General features: G+C 67.4%; 14 protein-coding genes and 1 tRNA gene. 5 read left to right on the top strand and 10 right to left on the bottom strand.

The features are described 5' to 3' along the window. The first annotated feature begins 159 nt into the window (after positions 1-159). The gene (locus tag ACFOW6_RS09765) at positions 160-1,422 is read left to right on the top strand and encodes a pentapeptide repeat-containing protein (RefSeq protein WP_382422173.1); all 1,263 of its coding nucleotides are present in this window, start codon (positions 160-162) and stop codon (positions 1,420-1,422) included. A 478-nt stretch (positions 1,423-1,900) separates the two neighbouring features. Here the strand turns inward: ACFOW6_RS09765 and ACFOW6_RS09770 are convergent, their stop codons facing one another. The 4 genes from ACFOW6_RS09770 to argH all read right to left on the bottom strand — a co-directional run bounded on the left by ACFOW6_RS09770 (position 1,901) and on the right by argH (position 7,903). After that, on the bottom strand, positions 1,901-4,339 hold the full coding sequence (locus ACFOW6_RS09770; RefSeq protein ID WP_382422174.1) for a TIGR02302 family protein: 2,439 nt from the start codon (positions 4,337-4,339) through the stop codon (positions 1,901-1,903). A gap of 645 nt (positions 4,340-4,984) precedes the next feature. Beyond that, complete coding sequence (gene lysA, locus ACFOW6_RS09775; RefSeq protein WP_382422175.1) at positions 4,985-6,250, bottom strand: diaminopimelate decarboxylase; 1,266 nt, start codon at positions 6,248-6,250, stop codon at positions 4,985-4,987. Between the two features lie 22 nt (positions 6,251-6,272). Further along, on the bottom strand, positions 6,273-6,452 hold the full coding sequence (gene lptM / locus ACFOW6_RS09780) for an LPS translocon maturation chaperone LptM (RefSeq protein ID WP_382422176.1): 180 nt from the start codon (positions 6,450-6,452) through the stop codon (positions 6,273-6,275). Continuing rightward, entirely contained in the window at positions 6,449-7,903 is a 1,455-nt protein-coding gene (gene argH / locus ACFOW6_RS09785; RefSeq protein ID WP_382422177.1) for an argininosuccinate lyase, read from the bottom strand. The genes lptM and argH overlap by 4 nt, the downstream gene beginning before the upstream one ends. Positions 7,904-7,930: 27 nt before the next feature. Here argH and ACFOW6_RS09790 point away from each other — a divergent pair, with 27 nt between their 5' ends. Next, positions 7,931-8,521 (top strand): TlpA disulfide reductase family protein, encoded by a 591-nt coding sequence (locus ACFOW6_RS09790; protein ID WP_382422178.1) that lies wholly within the window; start codon positions 7,931-7,933, stop codon positions 8,519-8,521. A gap of 172 nt (positions 8,522-8,693) precedes the next feature. Here ACFOW6_RS09790 and ACFOW6_RS09795 read toward each other — a convergent pair whose 3' ends face one another. From ACFOW6_RS09795 to ftsE, 5 genes are all read right to left on the bottom strand, one after another. Next, positions 8,694-10,415, bottom strand: coding sequence for an adenosylcobalamin-dependent ribonucleoside-diphosphate reductase (locus tag ACFOW6_RS09795; protein ID WP_449267360.1), 1,722 nt, complete (start codon positions 10,413-10,415; stop codon positions 8,694-8,696). Between the two features lie 96 nt (positions 10,416-10,511). Beyond that, entirely contained in the window at positions 10,512-11,249 is a 738-nt protein-coding gene (locus tag ACFOW6_RS09800) for a lysophospholipid acyltransferase family protein (RefSeq protein WP_382422179.1), read from the bottom strand. Then, on the bottom strand, positions 11,246-11,923 hold the full coding sequence (locus ACFOW6_RS09805) for a YdcF family protein (protein WP_382422180.1): 678 nt from the start codon (positions 11,921-11,923) through the stop codon (positions 11,246-11,248). The genes ACFOW6_RS09800 and ACFOW6_RS09805 overlap by 4 nt, the downstream gene beginning before the upstream one ends. Further along, positions 11,920-12,819, bottom strand: a complete 900-nt coding sequence (locus tag ACFOW6_RS09810) for a cell division protein FtsX (RefSeq protein ID WP_382422181.1) — start codon at positions 12,817-12,819, stop codon at positions 11,920-11,922. Before ACFOW6_RS09810 ends, ACFOW6_RS09805 begins: the two co-directional genes overlap by 4 nt. Continuing rightward, on the bottom strand, positions 12,816-13,535 hold the full coding sequence (gene ftsE, locus ACFOW6_RS09815; protein WP_382422182.1) for a cell division ATP-binding protein FtsE: 720 nt from the start codon (positions 13,533-13,535) through the stop codon (positions 12,816-12,818). The genes ACFOW6_RS09810 and ftsE overlap by 4 nt, the downstream gene beginning before the upstream one ends. Positions 13,536-13,708: 173 nt before the next feature. On the opposite strand from ftsE, the gene ACFOW6_RS09820 reads away from it, so the two are divergent. From ACFOW6_RS09820 to ACFOW6_RS09830, 3 genes are all read left to right on the top strand, one after another. Beyond that, positions 13,709-14,434 (top strand): DUF3426 domain-containing protein, encoded by a 726-nt coding sequence (locus ACFOW6_RS09820; RefSeq protein WP_382422183.1) that lies wholly within the window; start codon positions 13,709-13,711, stop codon positions 14,432-14,434. Between the two features lie 143 nt (positions 14,435-14,577). Next, positions 14,578-14,949, top strand: a complete 372-nt coding sequence (locus ACFOW6_RS09825) for a response regulator (RefSeq protein ID WP_382422184.1) — start codon at positions 14,578-14,580, stop codon at positions 14,947-14,949. Positions 14,950-15,070: 121 nt separating this feature from the next. After that, positions 15,071-16,243 carry a diguanylate cyclase gene (locus ACFOW6_RS09830; RefSeq protein ID WP_382422185.1) on the top strand — a complete coding sequence of 391 codons (1,173 nt, stop codon included), beginning with the start codon at positions 15,071-15,073 and terminating at the stop codon, positions 16,241-16,243. Positions 16,244-16,394: 151 nt separating this feature from the next. On the opposite strand, the gene ACFOW6_RS09835 is transcribed toward ACFOW6_RS09830, so the two are convergent. Beyond that, positions 16,395-16,469: transfer RNA gene (locus tag ACFOW6_RS09835), tRNA-Gln, on the bottom strand. Positions 16,470-16,663: the final 194 nt, after the last annotated feature.

Raw genomic sequence — 16,663 nt, forward strand, 5'->3', positions numbered from 1 at the left:
TCTCTGCATGAGGTGGGGTGGGGAAGACGCCGCCCCTCCTGCATCCACTTGACGGAAAGCATCAATTTTACCCGGATTGCATCAACCTTCCATTAACCATCCCATGATGATAATCAAGGTATCCGCGTTACGTCGGGGGCTGACGGAAGAGGGGGTCGCATGGTGGAGCAGAACAAGAGCAGTGCGTTCGAGAAGCTGAGCCAGGACGAGGTCAACAGGCTCCGCGCGCGTCACGAGAAGCTGATGCGCGGGCAGGACGGCGGGGCGCGGGCGGACTTCTCCTTCAAGGACCTGCGCGGGCTGAACTTCTCCGGCGCCGATCTCTCGGAAGCCAATTTCACGGGCACCGCGCTCTACGGGGCGAATTTCAAGGGATGCAAGCTGGACGGCGCCATCCTGTTCGCCGCCGACCTGCGCGAGACCAACTTCACCCGCGCCAGCCTGCGCCGGGCCGACCTGCGCGGGGCCCTGCTGCGCGGGGCCGTGCTGGTGGACTGCGATCTCTACGACGCCGACCTGCGCGAGGGCGTGATCGCCATGCGCCATCGCCAGGCCGGCCTGAACTACCTGGAGCACGAGGCCGATTCCTCGAACCTGGACGGCGCGCTGCTGATCAACGCCAACCTTGAGCGCGCGCGCCTGTCCGGCGCCTCGGCCGTGGCGGCGGACTTCACCGATGCCGTGATGAAGGGATGCCGGCTGGTGCGCGCCAACCTGAAGCGCGCCAACCTGCACGGCGCTAACCTGGACGGGGCGGATCTCAGCGGCGCCGATCTGTCCGGCGCCGACCTGCGCGATGCCGTGATCTGTCATGCCCAGACCGCGGAAACCGACTTCACCGGCGCCATCATGGAGGGCAGCCTGAGCGACACGCCCGTGGGCAAGCCGCTCAGCAGCCTGCCGCGGCCCCTGGAGCAGATGCTGCGCGAGCACAACAGCTACGTCGCCAGCTTCGGACAAGAGGGGCGCACGGCCGAACTCGACGAGATCGACCTGCGCAGCGCGAAGAGCCTGGCCGGCCTCAATCTGGCCGGCATGCGGGCGCGCAACGCCGTGTTCTACGGCCTGGACATGAAGGGCGTGCACCTGCAGGGCGCCCACCTGGAAGGCGCCGACCTGCGCAGCGCCGACCTCTCCGGCGCCGACATGCGCGGTATCAACCTGACCGGTGCCCGGCTGCATCACTGCGACCTGCGGAACTGCAACCTGGGCCCCTTGCCGCTGGGCGAGGACCGCCTGCTGGCCTCGCGGCTGCAGAAGGCGGTGCTGCACCATGCCGACTTGCGCGGGGCGACCCTGCGCAAGGCCAACCTGGCCGGCGCCGTGATGAGCCACGCCGAGATCGCCGGCGCCGACCTGCGCGGCGCCACGCTAACCGAGACGGTGCTGCCCAACCGCGGGGAAATGCATATCAGTGCGTGAGGCGGGACGACGCCGTGTCTTAATGTCTTGCGTCGAAGCCTGCCAAAACCGGCGTCATGGTGAGGCGGCGCACGCAGTGTGCCCTCGAACCATGCCGGCCACCGGCGGTGGGGTCCGGGGCGAATGTCAGCGGCGCCGCCTGGGCTTGTAGCAGACCCTTCGAGGCCCTGCCTTGCGGCAGGGCACCTCAGGGTGACGCCTGTTTAGTAAGTCGTTGAAGAAAAACAAAAAAATTCCTCATGCTGAGGTGGCCAGCCCGCAGGGTTGGCCCTCGAAGCAGCTTGGCAGAAACGGATGGACCGGGGAAACGGCCAACGGCACTGCCGGTGCCGGCATCTTTCGAGGCTCACTGGCGTTCGCACCTCAAGATGAGGAAGCTTCTTTTTTTATTCTCAGTATCTTAAGCGTTGAGATGTGCACCTCTAAGGGGAATGCCGCAACGCATCCCGGCACAGGCGGTGCCGATAGGAAAATCCGGTTAGAACTGGTCCAGCAGGCGGTCCAGGTAGTTGCGCTCCAGCTCGGGGCGGTCGCGCTGGCCGCTGCGCTGGCGCAGTTCGTTGAGGATCTCGCGGGCGCGCTGGAGCTCGCCTTCCTCGGGTAGCTCGACGGAGTCGCCCTGGCGTCCCTCGCCGCCGTAGCGGCGGCCCAACGGGTCGCGGCCTTCGCCGCTCTCGCTGCCGGGCGGTCCCTGGGCGCCCCGGGGCGCGCCCTGGCCCATCTGCTGGGCGAAGGTCTCCAGCATGCTGTCGAGTCCCTGCTGCAGCTGATCCAGGGCCTCGGCCTGGGCCTCGCCGGCCGGCCCGGGCTGGCCCTGCTGCAGGGCGTCGCGGGCATCGCGCATGCGGGTCTCGGCGTGGCCCAGTGGCTGCGGCAGCTCGCCGGTCATGTTGCCGTAGTCGCGCATCAGCTCGCCCAGCTGCCGGCGCAGGGCGTCCTGCTCCTCCGCAGCCCGGGACAGGCTCTCGCCGTCCCGCGGCGCGCCGTCCTGCCGGTTTCCGGGCTGTCCATCCTGTGACGGACTGGAGCGATTGCCCTCGCGCGACTGGCGGAAACTGCGGTCCAGCAGATCGCTCTGTCCGCGCATGATGTCCTGCAGCCGGTTCATCATCTCGCGCGACTGCTGCATCTGCTGCTGCATCTCCGAGGAGGGACCGGCACGCATCTCCAGATTCTCCAGGATCGACTGCAGCTGCTCCAGCATGGCCTGCGCCTCGTCACGCGCGCCGCTCTGCATCAGCTCGCGGGCCTTGTCCAGCATCTCCTGCAACTGGTCGGGACGAATGGACTGCTGGCCACTCTGGAAGTCCTGGTTCTGCTGCAGGTTGCCGTCCCGGGCCTGGCGCATGGCCTCTTCCACCATGCTGCGGAGATAGCGATCCATGGCCGCATCCATTTCGTCCATGAGACGCTCGATCTCCTCCTCGGAGGCGCCGGAGTCCAGGGCTTCCTGCAGCTGCTTCTGCAACTCGCGCAGGTCCTGCTTCGCCAACGCCGACTCGCCCTCTTCCAGGTACAGCGCGGTCTTCCACAGCAGCTGCTGCACTTCCTCCAGGGCCTTGCGGCTGCGGTCGCGCTGCAGGCGCTGCTCGGCGGAGCGGATGGCAAGCGCCACCAGCGTATCGTTGTCGTAGGCGCGGGTGTCCGCCCCGATCTCGCCGAGTTGGCGGGCGACCCAGAAATGCAGTTTCGGCGTGAGGATCAGGCGCCTGCGCTGCTCGATCAGGGCGCGGGCGACGGGGTGGGAGAACTCGCGCTGCGGCAGGGTCAACGCAACCTCCCGACTGCGCGCCGTCTGGCCGCGGGCATCCTCGGCCTCCAGCCAGACACGGGCCTTGAGGCCGGCCCAGGGATGTGCCGTGAGGTCCTCCAGGCCCTGTCCCTCGGCCTCCTGCGGGCGGCCTTGCGGCAGGCTGAGCGGCAGCTCCAGCATTCGCCCTTCGACGGAGGAGCTCACGGGCCGGACCACCAGTCGCAACTCCGACAGGCCGTGGTCGTCCCTGGCCTGCCAAGTGAACTGCAGCGCCTTGTGCCGGGAAGCGGAGGGCGCCTCCTCGAAGCGGACGGTGGGCGGCTGGTCGCTCTCGACCTCCAGGGTCCACTGGCCCAGCTGGCGCCCGCCCTGTGCGATGCGCAGCTCACCGGCGTTGCGCACCGGGCTCTCGATCTCGAACGCGCTGTCACCGACGGCCTCGAACGCGCTCTTGGTACCTGCCAGGTCCAGTTTCGGGGCATCCTGACCGCCGTTGACCCGGGCGGTCAGCCGGCTGCCCTCCGGGACGCTGACCTGGCCCTTGTCGTCCGTCAGGTAGATCGGCGCGCTGTCCACGTAGTTGGGCGGCGTGATCCAGGCCTCGAGCTCAGCGGTCTCGAGCGCCTCCTGGGGAACCGCGGCCGGATTCAGCGCAGCCTGCAGGCGGTGCCGCCAGTCACCGCCGATGGCAAAGAAGGCGATCACCAGCAGCAGCGCCAGGGCGGCGCGCAGGCCGAAACGGTCGACCCGGGCCCAGCCGGCGCGCGGCAGGGCGAGACGCAGAGGACCCAATCGGGCGCGCAGGCGCTGCTGGTGCAGGCGCCAGAGGCCTGCGGCGGTGTCGTCGTCGTCACCGGCCGGCCGGTCGTCCAGCCCGCTGACCGGGCGATGGGCCAGCCCACTGTCGCGCTCCAGTCGGCGCTGGGCGCTGGGCCTGTCCGGCCAGGCCAGGCCGCGCAGCGTGCGCGCGCCCAGAGCCAGGGCGGCCAGAGCGAAGACGGCAAGCACCAGTCCGTGCAGCCAGCCCGGCAGCAGGGGCAGCAGGCCGCTGAGTGCCAGCAGCAGGAACAGGCCGGCGAGACCCGCCAGCGGCCAGAGGCGCGGCCAGAGCGCCTCCCACAGGAGGGCGGCGCGGGCGAGCGGCTGCAGCCAGCGCCCGGGCATCACGCGGCCTCCGCTGGACAGGCGGCAGGGAGGGGCTCAGGCCAGCGGCAACGCTGCTGCCGGGGCCCTTCGAGGCCCACACTGGTGTGCGGGCGCCTCAGGGTGAGGATAGGAGAGAGCTGGCCGCATAAGCTTCTTCTCATGCTGAGGAAAGGGGGGAGCGAGGCGCATAATCCCCTCCTCATGCTGAGGTGCGCCCCGCAGGGGCGCCTCGAAGCAGCCTGGCACCGGCGTTGGAGCTGGCTCATGCCCCCGTCTGTGCCGGCAGCCTTCGAGTGCGCTTTGCGCAGCCTCTGGATGAGGAAGGGAGGGAGCGGGTCTCCAATTATGTCAGGGCAGGCGGCAGGGGTGGGTCTTGGCCCGCAGCAACGCTGCTGCCAAGGCCCTTCGAGGCTCCGCGCTCGCGCGCTCCGCACCTCAGGGTGAGGATAGGAGTGAGCGGGCCGCATAACCCTCTCCTCATGCTGATAGGCCGGGCCTCGACGTATGGGGGCTTTGCTGTTGGGACGTACGGCCGACGTCATGCCGGGCTCTTTCCTGCCATAATGGGTCTTCCTCAGGATACAGGACCTGAAAGCCTGCCTGAAGGGCTGTCTGCGAGACTGCCCGGAAAAGATGGCATCTCGCGGGCAGTGCGAGGCCACGCTACAACCAGTCGGGCAGCGTCTCCTGCGCCATCAGCTGCTCGTGGCTCGGGCGGGCGCGGATGATGCTGTAGTGGCTGCCTGAGACCATGATTTCGGGGGCCGGCAGGCGCGAGTTGTAGGTCGAGGCCATGGTGGCGCCGTAGGCACCGGCCGAGCGAAAGGCGAGGGCGTCGCCGGCCGCCATTTCGGGCAGCGGGCGGCCGGCAGCGAAGATGTCGCCGCTCTCGCAGACCGGGCCCACCACGTCGAACGGCTGCCGCGTTGCGTCGGGGGCCGCTTCGCGCAGCGGTTGGATCTCGTGCCAGGCGTCGTAGAGGGCCGGGCGCAGCAGGTCGTTCATGGCGGCGTCCAGGATCAGGAAACGCCGGCTGCGCCCCTGCTTGACGAACAGCACTCGGGCGAGCAGCAGGCCGGCCTCGCCCACCAGGTGGCGGCCCGGCTCGAAGACGAGCGGTACGCCCAGCTGGCCTACGGTGCGGCGGACCACGGCGGCATAGTCCTCGACCGACGGCAGGCTCTCGCCCTGGTAGGCGATGCCCAGGCCACCGCCCATGTCCAGGTGCTCCAGGGGGTGGCCGGCGCTGCGCATCTCGGTAAACAGCTCGGCGACCCGCCGGAAGGCGGCCTCGAAGGGCTCCAGCTGGGTGATTTGTGAGCCGATGTGTACGGCCAGTCCCTTGATCGCAAGGCCCGGAAGCCCGCCGGCAAGCTGCAGCAGCTCGGGTATGTCGCGGATGTCGATGCCGAACTTGTTTTCGGACTTGCCGGTGGTGATCTTGGCGTGGGTCTTGGCGTCCACGTCGGGATTGACGCGCAGGGCCACCGGGGCGGTCTTGCCGAGGCCGCGCGCCACGGCGTCCAGGCGCAGCAGCTCCTCGCGCGATTCCACGTTGAACTGCAGGATGCCGGTCTCCAGGCCCAGGGCCATCTCGCCGTCGCTCTTGCCGACACCGGCGAAGACGATCCTGTCCGCCGGCACGCCGGCGGCCAGCGCCCGGCGCAGTTCACCCTCGGACACCACGTCGGCGCCGGCGCCCAGTTCCGCGAAGCTGCGGATCACCGCCAGGTGGGGATTGGCCTTCACCGCATAGCAGATGCGGGCGTCCAGGCCGGCGTCCTGCAGCGCGCCGGCAAAACGCCGGTAGGCGGCCTGCAGGTCGGCACGGGAATAGACGAAGGCCGGGGTGCCCACCTCTTCGATCAGGCGGTCCAGCGGCAGGTCTTCGGCATGCAGGATGCCGTTGCGGTAGGCAAAGGCGCTCATGATCAAAGGCTTCCGGACAGGGTCAGTCGTCTTCGGGTTTGCGGGGCGGGACCACCGTGGAGGGCTTGGGGTAGGTCTTGGGGTAGGTGAAGGCCTCCTCGCGGTCCTCGGGCGGGTTGATGCTGCCCTTCTTGCCGCAGGCTGTCAGCGACAGCGCTGCCAGCAGGGCGAGGAGCAGGGCGGATCGAGAGAGCTTCGTCATGACAGGAACCTTTCCCGGGCGGCGGCGATGGCCTCGCGGACCCGCTCCGGTGCGGTGCCGCCCTGGGAGCGGCGGCTGGCCACCGAGCGTTCCACGGTCAGCACCTCGTAGATGTCCTCAGTGATGCGCGGCTCCACGGCCTGCATCTCGGCCAGCGAAAGCTCGGCCAGGTCGCGGCCGTCGGCCTCGGCCCGGGCCACCAGGGCGCCGGTGACGTGATGGGCGTCGCGGAAGGGCAGGTTCAACACGCGCACCAGCCAGTCGGCCAGGTCGGTGGCGGTGAGATAGCCCTTGGTCGTGGCCGCGCGCATGCGCTCGCGATCGGCCTTCATGTCGCGGACCATGCCGGTGGTGGCCGACAGCGCGAGCGCCAGGGTGTCGGCCGCCTCGAAGACCGGCTCCTTGTCCTCCTGCATGTCCTTGCCATAGGCCAGCGGCAGGCCCTTCATGACGATCAGCAGGGCGTTGAGTGCGCCGACCAGGCGCCCGGCCTTGGCGCGCACCAGCTCGGCCGCGTCGGGGTTCTTCTTCTGCGGCATGATGGAGCTGCCGGTGGTGAAGGCATCGCTCAGCTGGATGAAGCGGAAGCCCTCGGAGCACCAGATCACGATCTCCTCGGAAAAGCGCGAGAGATGCACGCCCAGCAGGCTGGCGGCCGCAAGGAACTCCACGGCGAAGTCGCGATCGGAGACGGCGTCCAGCGAGTTGGCCATGGGCCGCTCGAAGCCCAGGGCCCGGGCCGTCATCTCGCGGTCGATGGGAAAGCCGGTGCCGGCCAGCGCGGCTGCGCCCAAAGGCGATTCGTTCAGGCGCTTGCGGCAGTCGGCGAAGCGCCCGCGGTCGCGGCCCAGCATCTCCACATAGGCCAGCAGGTGATGGGCGAAGGTGACCGGCTGGGCCGCCTGGAGATGGGTGTAGCCCGGCATGACGGTTTCCGTTTCGGCGTCCGCCTGGTCCAGCAGGGCCGCCTGCAGGTCGGCCAGCAGGGCGTCCAGGGCGTCGATTGTGTCGCGCACCCAGAGACGGAAGTCGGTGGCCACCTGGTCATTGCGCGAGCGCGCGGTGTGCAGGCGCCCGGCGGCTTCGCCGATCAACTCGCGCAGGCGCGACTCCACGTTCATGTGGATGTCCTCGAGCGCGGCGGAGAAGGTGAATTCACCGGCCTCGATCTCCTGGCGGATGCGTTCCAGACCGTCCTGGATGGCGGTGTTGTCGTCCTGGGTAAGAATGCCGCATTCCGCCAGCATGGCGGCATGTGCTTGACTGGCCCGGATGTCCTGGGCGTAGAAGCGGCGGTCCACGTCGATGGACGCGTTGATGCGCTCCATCACCTCGGAGGGTGCAGTGGTGAAGCGTCCGCCCCACATGGTATTGCTGGGCGCGGTCGTATCGGGCGCGGCGCCGGAGGTGCTGTCGGACCCCTTGCGGTCCCCTGAGGAGTGCGTGCTCATGGGCGAATTGTGTAGCGGATGAGAGACATGAACAAAAACCTTTTTCGCGCGGGCGCAGCGGTGGGCGCAGTGCTGTTTGCGCTGCTGATGGGCGCAGGACAGGTTGCCGCCCAGCCGGCGCCGCCGCGCGAAGGTGTCTTCGGCGACAGTTACGTGGAGATCATTCCCTTCGGCGAGACGCCCGAGGCGGCCTTCACGGAGCTGCAAGACGGCGAGGAGATCGAGCGCCACATCGCCGACTTCGAAGGCCAGCTGCTGGTGGTCAATTTCTGGGCCACCTGGTGCAAGCCCTGTATCGAGGAGATGCCCGAGCTGAATGCGCTGCAGACGGAGCATGGCGGTGACGACCTGCAGGTGCTGACGGTCTCCAACGACCGCGGCGGTGCGGAGGAGGTCCTGCCCTTCTACGAGGACTACGGCCTCGAGGATCTGGGTGTCTACCTGGATCCCAAGGGCGAGCTTGCGCGTGACTTCCAGGTGCGCGGCCTGCCCACCACCTTCATCGTGGACCGCCAGGGTCAGGTGGTCGGCCGAATCGAGGGCATCGTCCCCTGGAACGCGCCGGAAGCCCACAAGCTGCTGGACTTCTACCTGGAGGGCCGGCATCGGGAGGAGTGAGGGGCGCTTGAGCCGGCGGCACCGTTCGTGCCGGGGTCCTTCGAGGCTCGCTTACGCTCATACCTCAGGACGAGAAAAGTTTTTTATTTTCAGTCACCTAAATCACTCATGCTGAGGTGCGCCCCGCAGGGGTGCCTCGAAGCATCTGGCACAAATGGGCGCGGAGGGTGCATCACGTCACCTCCAGCACGGCGCCGCGGACGGGGCTGGGGCGGTAGGTGGTGCAGCCCTTGCAGCCCAGGTCCCAGGCCAGGTCGTAGAGGTCCTTGAAGTCCTCGAAGGACATATCCTCCGGCACGTTCACGGTCTTGGACACCGCCGCGTCGATGTAGTCCTGGACGACGGCCTGGGTCTCCAGATGGGCCCGGGGCGAGAGGCTGCGGGCGTCGACGAAGATCTCCTCCGGCGGCTCCGTCTCGAAGCGATCCCGGTAGAGCTTGAAGGCGGGATCCGTTACCTCCTCTTGCTGGCGTGACCCGCCGCGGGTCAGGACATTGCGGGTATAGCCGAAGGCGAAGACCGGCTCGATGCCCGAGGAGACGTTGTCGGCCAGAAGCGAGATGGTGCCGGTGGGCGCGATGGAGGTCAGCAGGGCGTTGCGCAGGCCGTGGCGCGCGATCTTCGTTCGGAGTTCATCGTCCAGCCAGGCCAGGCCCTCGCCAGCCAGGAAGCGTTCGGCGTCGAACAGCGGAAAGGCGCCCTTCTCGGCCGCCAGCTCGCAGGAGGCCTCGTAGGCGGCGCGGCGCAGTACGGACATCCAGCGGCGGATAGCCTCGAGCGCCTCGGGGCTGCCGTAGCGCAGGTTGCAGCACATCAACGCATCGGCCAGCCCCGTGACGCCCAGGCCGATGCGGCGCTTGGCGTAAGCTTCGCGCTGCTGCTGCTCCAGCGGGAAGCGCGATGTGTCGATGGCGTTGTCGAGCAGGCGTACGGCCGTACGTGTCACCTGTTCCAGCTGGTCCAGGTCCAGGTCAGCGTCCTGCGTGAAGGGCGCGCGGATCAGGGACATCAGGTTGACCGAGCCCAGCAGACAGGCGCCGTAGGGCGGCAGCGGCTGCTCCCCACAGGGGTTGGTGGCGTTGATTTCCTCGCAGTAGGCGAGATTGTTCAAGCGGTTGATGCGGTCGATGAAGAGTACGCCCGGTTCGGAGTAGCGATAGGTGCTCTCCAGGATCCTCTCCCAGAGCGTACGCGCCGGCAGGCTGCGCCAGGTCCGGCCCTCGAAGTGCAGCGGCCAGTCGCGGTCGTGGCGCACCGCCTCCATGAAGGCGTCGCTGACCAGCACCGAGAGATTGAAGTTCGTCAGACGGCCCTTTTCCTGCTTGGCCGTGATAAAGCGCTCGATGTCGGGATGGTCGCAGCGCAGGGTGGCCATCATGGCCCCGCGTCGGGCGCCCGCCGACATGATGGTGGCGCACATGCGGTCCCAGACCTCCATGAAGCTGACGGGCCCGGAGGCCTCGGCATCGATGCTCTGGATGTGGGCGCCGGCCGGGCGCAGGGTGGAGAAGTCGTAGCCGATGCCGCCGCCCTGCTGCAGGGTCAGCGCGGCCTCGCGCAGGTGTGCGAAGATGCCGCCCAGGTCGTCGGGGATGCTGCCCATGACGAAGCAGTTGAACAGGGTGACGTCCCGGTTGCTGCCGCTGCCGGCCAGGATGCGCCCGCCGGGCAGGAATCGGAAGCCCTCGAGGATGTCGTAGAAGCGCTGTTCCCAGCCGGCCCTGTCGGTCTCGGCGGCGGCAAGAGTCCGCGCCACGCGGTGCCAGCTGTCGCCGATGGCCTCTTCACCCGGCACGCCGTCTGGATTTTTCAGACGATACTTCATCTCCCAGATTCGCCGGGAAAAGGGGGAGAGCTCCGTTTTCGGGCTATCCATCTGCGAGAAGTCCGTCATCAAGGCACCTCGGCCCGTGAAGTGATGCACTCTGCCGACAGGATAGGCGAGAGGGGCCCGATCCTGCCAGAGATTTGGCGGCGGGCGCGGACCGCTTCAAGCTGCCGGTCCGTTCCGCTCCGGACTTTCGGCCAGTTCCAGGCTGGCCGGCTCGATGCTCTCGCCGAGACGCGCCATGACCTCGTTGCGGGACAAGCCGGCGGGAATGCGGGGCAGTAGGCGCAGGGTGATGCACCCCGGGCGCTTGAGGAATGACCGGCGCCCCCAGAACAGCCCCGAGTTGAGCGCCGCCGGAACCAGGGGCGCCTCGTGTTCCAGAGCCTTGTAAAGGGCTGCCACGCCCGGCTGGTAGGGACGGCTCTGGCCGGGCAGGGTGCGGGTGCCCTCGGGAAAGATGATGACAGGCCGCCCCTCCCTCAGGCGCTCCCGGGCCTGGCCCTGGAGGCTGCGCAAGGTGCGCGCCGCCCCGCGCCGATCGATGGCGATCATGCCCATGTGCTTGAGGTAGGCGCCGAAGAGCGGAATCTGCAGCAACTCCTTCTTCAGGATGTAGACCGGTCGGTCGAGCAGCAGGACGAAGATAAGGGTATCCCAGGCGGACTGGTGCTTGCTGGCAATGAGAGCGGCGCCCTCGGGCAGATGCTCGCGCCCCTCCATCCGCCAGTCCAGGCCGACGATGACACGCAGCAGGAAGAAGATACTGCGGACCCAGAACCGCCCGGCGCGCCACATGTAGACGGGCGGCAGCAGCAGCAGCGGCATGTAGGCCAGGGCCAGCAGGGTGGTCCAGGCATAGAACAGCCCGTTGAACAGCAGGGAGCGCAGGAAGGTCATTCGCTGACAATCCCCTTCGTCGCGCCCTCCTGACGATTGCCCGTGGTCTCGTCCGATCCCTCCTCGGACAGCGGCAGGGGTTGACGCAGGGAGGCGATCAGGTACTTGGCGTACTCGTTGACCAGCAGGGCGAGACTGCGGACACGCCAGCGCCAGTCCTCTTCCCGGAAGGCCTCTGGGAAGACCGGTTCGGCCAGGATCTCCACACCAGGGACGGCGCGCCGCAATTCCATCAGGCTGCGGGGCATGTGATAGGCTGCCGTGACCAGGCGCAGGGAGCGCAGATCGTTCCTGCGCACCCAGTCGCCGGTTTCCTGGGCATTCTCACGCGTGTTGCCGGCGGCATAGCCAAGCTCGATGCAACAGCGCAGGTCCTCCGGCCGGCGCGCGGCGACCTCGAGCAGTTCGTCGACCTCGACGCCACGATAGACGCCGGACACGAAAAGGCGTTGAGCCTGGCCGTCCTCAAGCAGTCTCAGGCCCTGGTCCAACCGGCCGCTGCCCCCCGTCCAGACCACGATGGCATCCACCGGGCGTTCGGGAGCTTCGGGTTGTGTGGGAATGCCGGCCGCAAAACGGGCCAGGCCGAAGAGGAAGCCGGCCAGCAACAGGGCTGGCAGCAGGAGGATCAGCCGGCCGCGTCGCTTGCGGCGCGAGGCGGATTTCACAGTCATGTCAGCCGCGCCAGTGTCCTCAATACTGTGATGCGAGCAGTGACCAGAGCGACCACTGCGGTGAAAATGGGCAGAATCAGCAGCAGCGCCCAATCCATATAACCAAGGGAAAGATCGGGCAAGAGGGCGGTCGGCTGGCGATCCACCAGCCGGTCCAGCCCGATCAGGGTGGCCACCGCGGCCAGCAGGCCAATCAGGCCGCCGCCCAGGCCCAGGCGGAAGGCGTGAGCCTGGAACTGCGCGGCCACATAGCGGTCGCGGGCGCCGATCAGGTGCAGCAGCTCGATCATCTGGCGGTGGATGGACAGGCCGGTGCGAGTGACGAAGATGACGGTGATGACAGCGGCTGCCCCGACCAGGAGGACGACCAGCAGGGCCACGGTCTGGATCGATTGCGCGAAGTCCAGCAGCCCGCCAATCCAGCGCTGGTGATCATCCACCTGGGCGCCGGGCGCCAGCGCCGTGACCTGCGACTCGAATTCCGCCGGCAGGCTCTGGTCCGCACGCAGCTCCAGCGTGATGAGCTGCGGGATGGGCAGATCCGCCTCGCTCGCCAGGTCGCCCAGCCAGGGCTCCACCAGTTCGGCGCTGCGCTGGGGACCGAGAACATCCACGCTGTGCACGGCGGGCACCTGCACCAGGTAGTCCACCAGGGCGTCCATGTCGGCCGCCTCGGCGGGATTTGCGGACTCCGAGAGTGCCGCATGCGGCACCTGGATGGTGATGCGCCCCGAGAGATCCTGGTCCCAGCGCGCCGCGATCTTTTGGGCGGCCAGCGCACTGACCAGCGCGATGGCCGCCAGGTAGACCATGAAGGCGATCAGCCAGGGCAGGAAGCGGGCCGAAGCGTCGCGGGCGAGCGGCAGGTCGCGTGGCCTGCGGCGCAGACGGATCATGAGGGCACCTGCCCCGCGGTTTCTTCCGACTGCTCGCTGCCGCCAGGAAGATCCGCCTCGGCCGGCGGCAGCAGACTGCCCCCCGACAGGCGCAGCGCCGGTTTGTCGATGCGTTGCACCAGCCCCTCGTTGTGCGTGGCGATGACTACCGTCGTGCCACTGCGGTGCAGTTCCACGAAGAGGTGCAGCAGGCGCATGGCAATGCGGTCGTCCACATTGCCCGTGGGCTCGTCGGCGACGATCAGGCTGGGGCGGCTGATCACGGCCCGGGCAATGGCAATGCGCTGTTGCTGCCCGCCGGAGAGGGTGGCTGGCAGGGCGGTGATGCAGTCGGCCAGCCCGACCCAGGCCAGCAGTTCCTCGACCTTGGCGCGCAGGCGGCTTTCCGGTTCCCCCGAGATACGCAGCGGCAGTGCCACGTTCTCGAAGACACTGAGGTGCCCGATCAGACGGAAATCCTGAAAAATGACCCCGATACGCCGGCGCAGGAGGGCGCGCTCGTCCCGGTCGAGCTTGGCGACGTCGCGCCCGAAGAGCGAAATGCGGCCCTGCGTCGGCCGCTGGCCCAGGTAGAGCAGCTTGAGAAGAGAGGATTTGCCTGCTCCGCTGGGCCCCACCAGGAAGTGAAAGGATCCCGGCTCCAGCCGGAACGTCACCCTCTGCAGGATGTCCGGGCCTCGGCCATAGCGCAGGTAAACATCTTCAAAGCGAACCAATGATCGAGACGTCCCTTGTGACAGCCTGTCCGGTGTGGCCGGACTGGGCGTCAAGATGGCATGCGCCTGCCACCGGGTAAAGCGCGACGCCGGCGCGGTCATGCGGCGCTGCTTGCGTTGGAAGACGGCTGGCGGTTATATGGAACAAACCTTATGGGGGACCGTAAAATCCGATGATTCTGACCTGTCCGTCCTGTCAGAGCCGTTTCCGAATCCCGGACGGCTCCCTCGGCACCGAAGGACGCCGGGTGCGTTGCGGCGACTGTCGCCATGTCTGGCACGCCATGCCGGAACTCGCCGCGGCGTTCCCGGACGATCCGACGGCGGACTCCGCCGATGCCGCCGCTCCGGCCGAACACAGCCGTTTTGCGGCCGCCCCCGACTCCGGGACGGAAAGCGCTCCCGTTTCAGATGCCTCGGCCTGGGCACCACGACCCCGGAGTCAGCCCGAACAAAAGCCGGCGTCCAAGGGCCTGGCCATCGGTTGGGGCCTCCTGGTCCTGGTGATCGCCGGGCTGGCCGCTGCTGGCTGGTTCGCGCGCAGCGAAGTGGTGGCCACCGTTCCGGAATCGCGCCAGATCTATGACTCGCTCGGAATTCCCCTGGCCGCGGAGGACCCGCAGCTGGCCCTCCATGACGTGGTCTCCCTGCGCCGCACGGTGGATGGCGAGGAGCAGTTGCAGGTGCAGGGCCTGGTGACCAATGAAGGTGCGCGCGAAGTGGCCGTGCCCGAGATGCGTGCGGTCATCCGCGATACGGACGGCAGCGAGCTGCACAGCTGGACATTCCGGCCTGAGAACGAACGGCTGGCGCCGGGCGACTCGACGGACTTCTCCACCTCCACGTCCAACCCGCCTGACGAAGGCTCGCTGGCGCTGATTTTCCTGGCGCAGGAGTAACGTGCCGCGACTGCTGGAGCGCTTGTGCAGCGTGATTGCCTTAAAGTGAACAAATGGGCCCGCAATAGTTCCAAAGAGTCTTTGATTTGGCGAGCGCCATCCTAAATGATGGCGGATCAGCCTTGAGTTTGCCGAGACGGAACATGGCGCAGATCCTGATAGCCGAAGACGACCTGGCGGTGCGGAGTTTCGTTTCCAGGGCCCTGCAGCAGAAGGGCTTTGACGTCACCGCCGTGGGCGACGGCGTGCAGGCGCTGGAGGCACTGCAGACCAACGGGTTCGACCTGCTGGTCACGGATATCGTCATGCCGGGCCTGGACGGCATCGGGCTGGCGCTCAGGGTGACCCGGGATTATCCGGACCTGCCCGTCCTCCTGATGACCGGCTATTCCGCCGAACAGCAGCGCGCCTATGATCTGGAAGAACTGATTTGCAAAGTGCTGATCAAGCCCTTTACGCTCAAGCAGATCTGCGATGCGGTGGAGGAGGCGCTGGCTCAGCGCCGGGCAGGCTGAGGGCTTCGTGTACAACTCCGTCGGTTAACCCGATTTTCATGATCCTTTCCTATCCCTCCCGCTCCGGCAGGACAGGTAACTGCCTGAATATGGTTTTGAGAGGACTGGAGTTTACAGGACCGTGGACCCGCTGAGGGACGAAAGGCGCCTGGCCAACCGCTATATCGCGGGGCTTCTGATCATCGTGCTGCTGATCGCGGGCGCTGGTTTCCTGATCGATCGCCTGGTGCGGGCCGAGCACAACACCGCCGAGATCATAGAGTTGGCCGGGCGCCAGCAAATGCTCTCCCAGCGCATCACCCAATTGGCTTTTCGCTACGCCCTGGCGGACAACCGGCAAGAGGCGCACAGCCTACACGGCCGCCTTTCCGTGGCCGCGCGCGAGATGAGGCGGACGCATGAGACGCTTCTGAAGTCTCCGCCCGCCCCCGGCTATGCGGACGCGGCCGACACGATCTATTTCGATCCTCCCTACAGGCTCGACGCCCGGGTCCGGAGGTTTCTGGGAGCAGTCCGGGGCCTGCTCGACGCGTTCGATCGGAGGGGACTGGACAGTCCCTACCTGGAGCATCTCCGGGACCGCGAGGGGACCCTGCTGCTGCAAGGCCTGGAGCGTGTGGTCGAGCGCCACGTCCAGCAAAGCCAGATCGCGATGGACCGCCTGCAATGGGTTCTCTGGGGCCTCTTTGCGACCATACTGTTGATCATTGCCCTGCTGGGTATCCTGATCTTCCGTCCCGCCGTTGCCCGCCTCATGGCGCGAACTCTGGAACTGCACAGGGAAGCCGGGACCGATCCGCTGACCGGTAGCCAGAATCGCCGAGGGTTCTTCACCTGGGCCGAGGCCCTGCATCAACGCCTGCGACGGGGGGGAGATCGCTGTGCCCTGCTGCTGCTGGATATCGATTATTTCAAGGCGATCAACGATGCGCATGGCCATGAGGCAGGCGACAGGGTCCTGACGCAAGTCGTGGAGACGTGCGGCCGCAACCTGCGCCAGCACGACGTCCTGGGGCGCCTGGGTGGCGAGGAATTCGCAATCCTGCTGCCCGGAAGCACGGCGCGCGGTGGTTATGGCGTTGCAGAGAAGTTGCGCGAACTGATCGAGGACCTTGAGGTGGAGGTCGCCGGCGACAGACGGGTCAACTGTACGGTCAGTGTCGGTGTCGCCGAGCTGAAGGTGGAGGATGAGACGCCGGCGGATGCCGTGGCGCGCGCCGATGCCGCGCTCTATCGGGCCAAGCAGGCAGGCCGCAACAGGGTCATCATTGCCGAGGAGGACGAGCAGGACTGACGGGGCCTGCTCTGCAGGTCGAGCGCGCATGGCCTGCGAACGGGGCGAGTCGCATCATCTCGCGCCGGAACGCAGGTTACACCTGCCCGTGACGCCAGTCTCGCAGCAGCGATAGCGGCGTTCGGTCCATCCGCTGAAGGTGTGATGAAGGTGGTTGGGGCGGCAGGATTCGAACCTGCGAGTCACGGTACCAAAAACCGTTGCCTTACCACTTGGCTACGCCCCAATCGCAAGGCGCGCTCCAGCGCCCCGTTCGAGGCCGGGAACTTAGCGCTGTCGGCGCCGTCCCGCAACACTCGCTTTGCATGCCGCAGGCGCCTCCGGGAGGCGTTGGCAAAGGTCCTCTCGTTCGAAAAAAGCCTGCATTATCGGGATGGTAGAACAGGACCATGGTTGAGTCGGGCCTTTTTTCCCGCTTTA

This window comes from Fodinicurvata halophila, assembly GCF_042651425.1.
Classification (GTDB): domain Bacteria; phylum Pseudomonadota; class Alphaproteobacteria; order Kiloniellales; family DSM-21159; genus Fodinicurvata; species Fodinicurvata halophila.

Excerpts from the sequence above, each read along its gene's own strand:
- ACFOW6_RS09765 (WP_382422173.1), top strand. The coding sequence starts at position 160 with ATGGTGGAGCAGAACAAGAGCAGTGCGTTCGAGAAGCTGAGCCAGGAC.
- ACFOW6_RS09770 (WP_382422174.1), bottom strand. The coding sequence starts at position 4,339 with ATGCCCGGGCGCTGGCTGCAGCCGCTCGCCCGCGCCGCCCTCCTGTGG.
- lysA (WP_382422175.1), bottom strand. The coding sequence starts at position 6,250 with ATGAGCGCCTTTGCCTACCGCAACGGCATCCTGCATGCCGAAGACCTG.
- lptM (WP_382422176.1), bottom strand. The coding sequence starts at position 6,452 with ATGACGAAGCTCTCTCGATCCGCCCTGCTCCTCGCCCTGCTGGCAGCG.
- argH (WP_382422177.1), bottom strand. The coding sequence starts at position 7,903 with ATGAGCACGCACTCCTCAGGGGACCGCAAGGGGTCCGACAGCACCTCC.
- ACFOW6_RS09790 (WP_382422178.1), top strand. The coding sequence starts at position 7,931 with ATGAACAAAAACCTTTTTCGCGCGGGCGCAGCGGTGGGCGCAGTGCTG.
- ACFOW6_RS09795 (WP_449267360.1), bottom strand. The coding sequence starts at position 10,415 with ATGACGGACTTCTCGCAGATGGATAGCCCGAAAACGGAGCTCTCCCCC.
- ACFOW6_RS09800 (WP_382422179.1), bottom strand. The coding sequence starts at position 11,249 with ATGACCTTCCTGCGCTCCCTGCTGTTCAACGGGCTGTTCTATGCCTGG.
- ACFOW6_RS09805 (WP_382422180.1), bottom strand. The coding sequence starts at position 11,923 with ATGACTGTGAAATCCGCCTCGCGCCGCAAGCGACGCGGCCGGCTGATC.
- ACFOW6_RS09810 (WP_382422181.1), bottom strand. The coding sequence starts at position 12,819 with ATGATCCGTCTGCGCCGCAGGCCACGCGACCTGCCGCTCGCCCGCGAC.
- ACFOW6_RS09820 (WP_382422183.1), top strand. The coding sequence starts at position 13,709 with ATGATTCTGACCTGTCCGTCCTGTCAGAGCCGTTTCCGAATCCCGGAC.
- ACFOW6_RS09825 (WP_382422184.1), top strand. The coding sequence starts at position 14,578 with ATGGCGCAGATCCTGATAGCCGAAGACGACCTGGCGGTGCGGAGTTTC.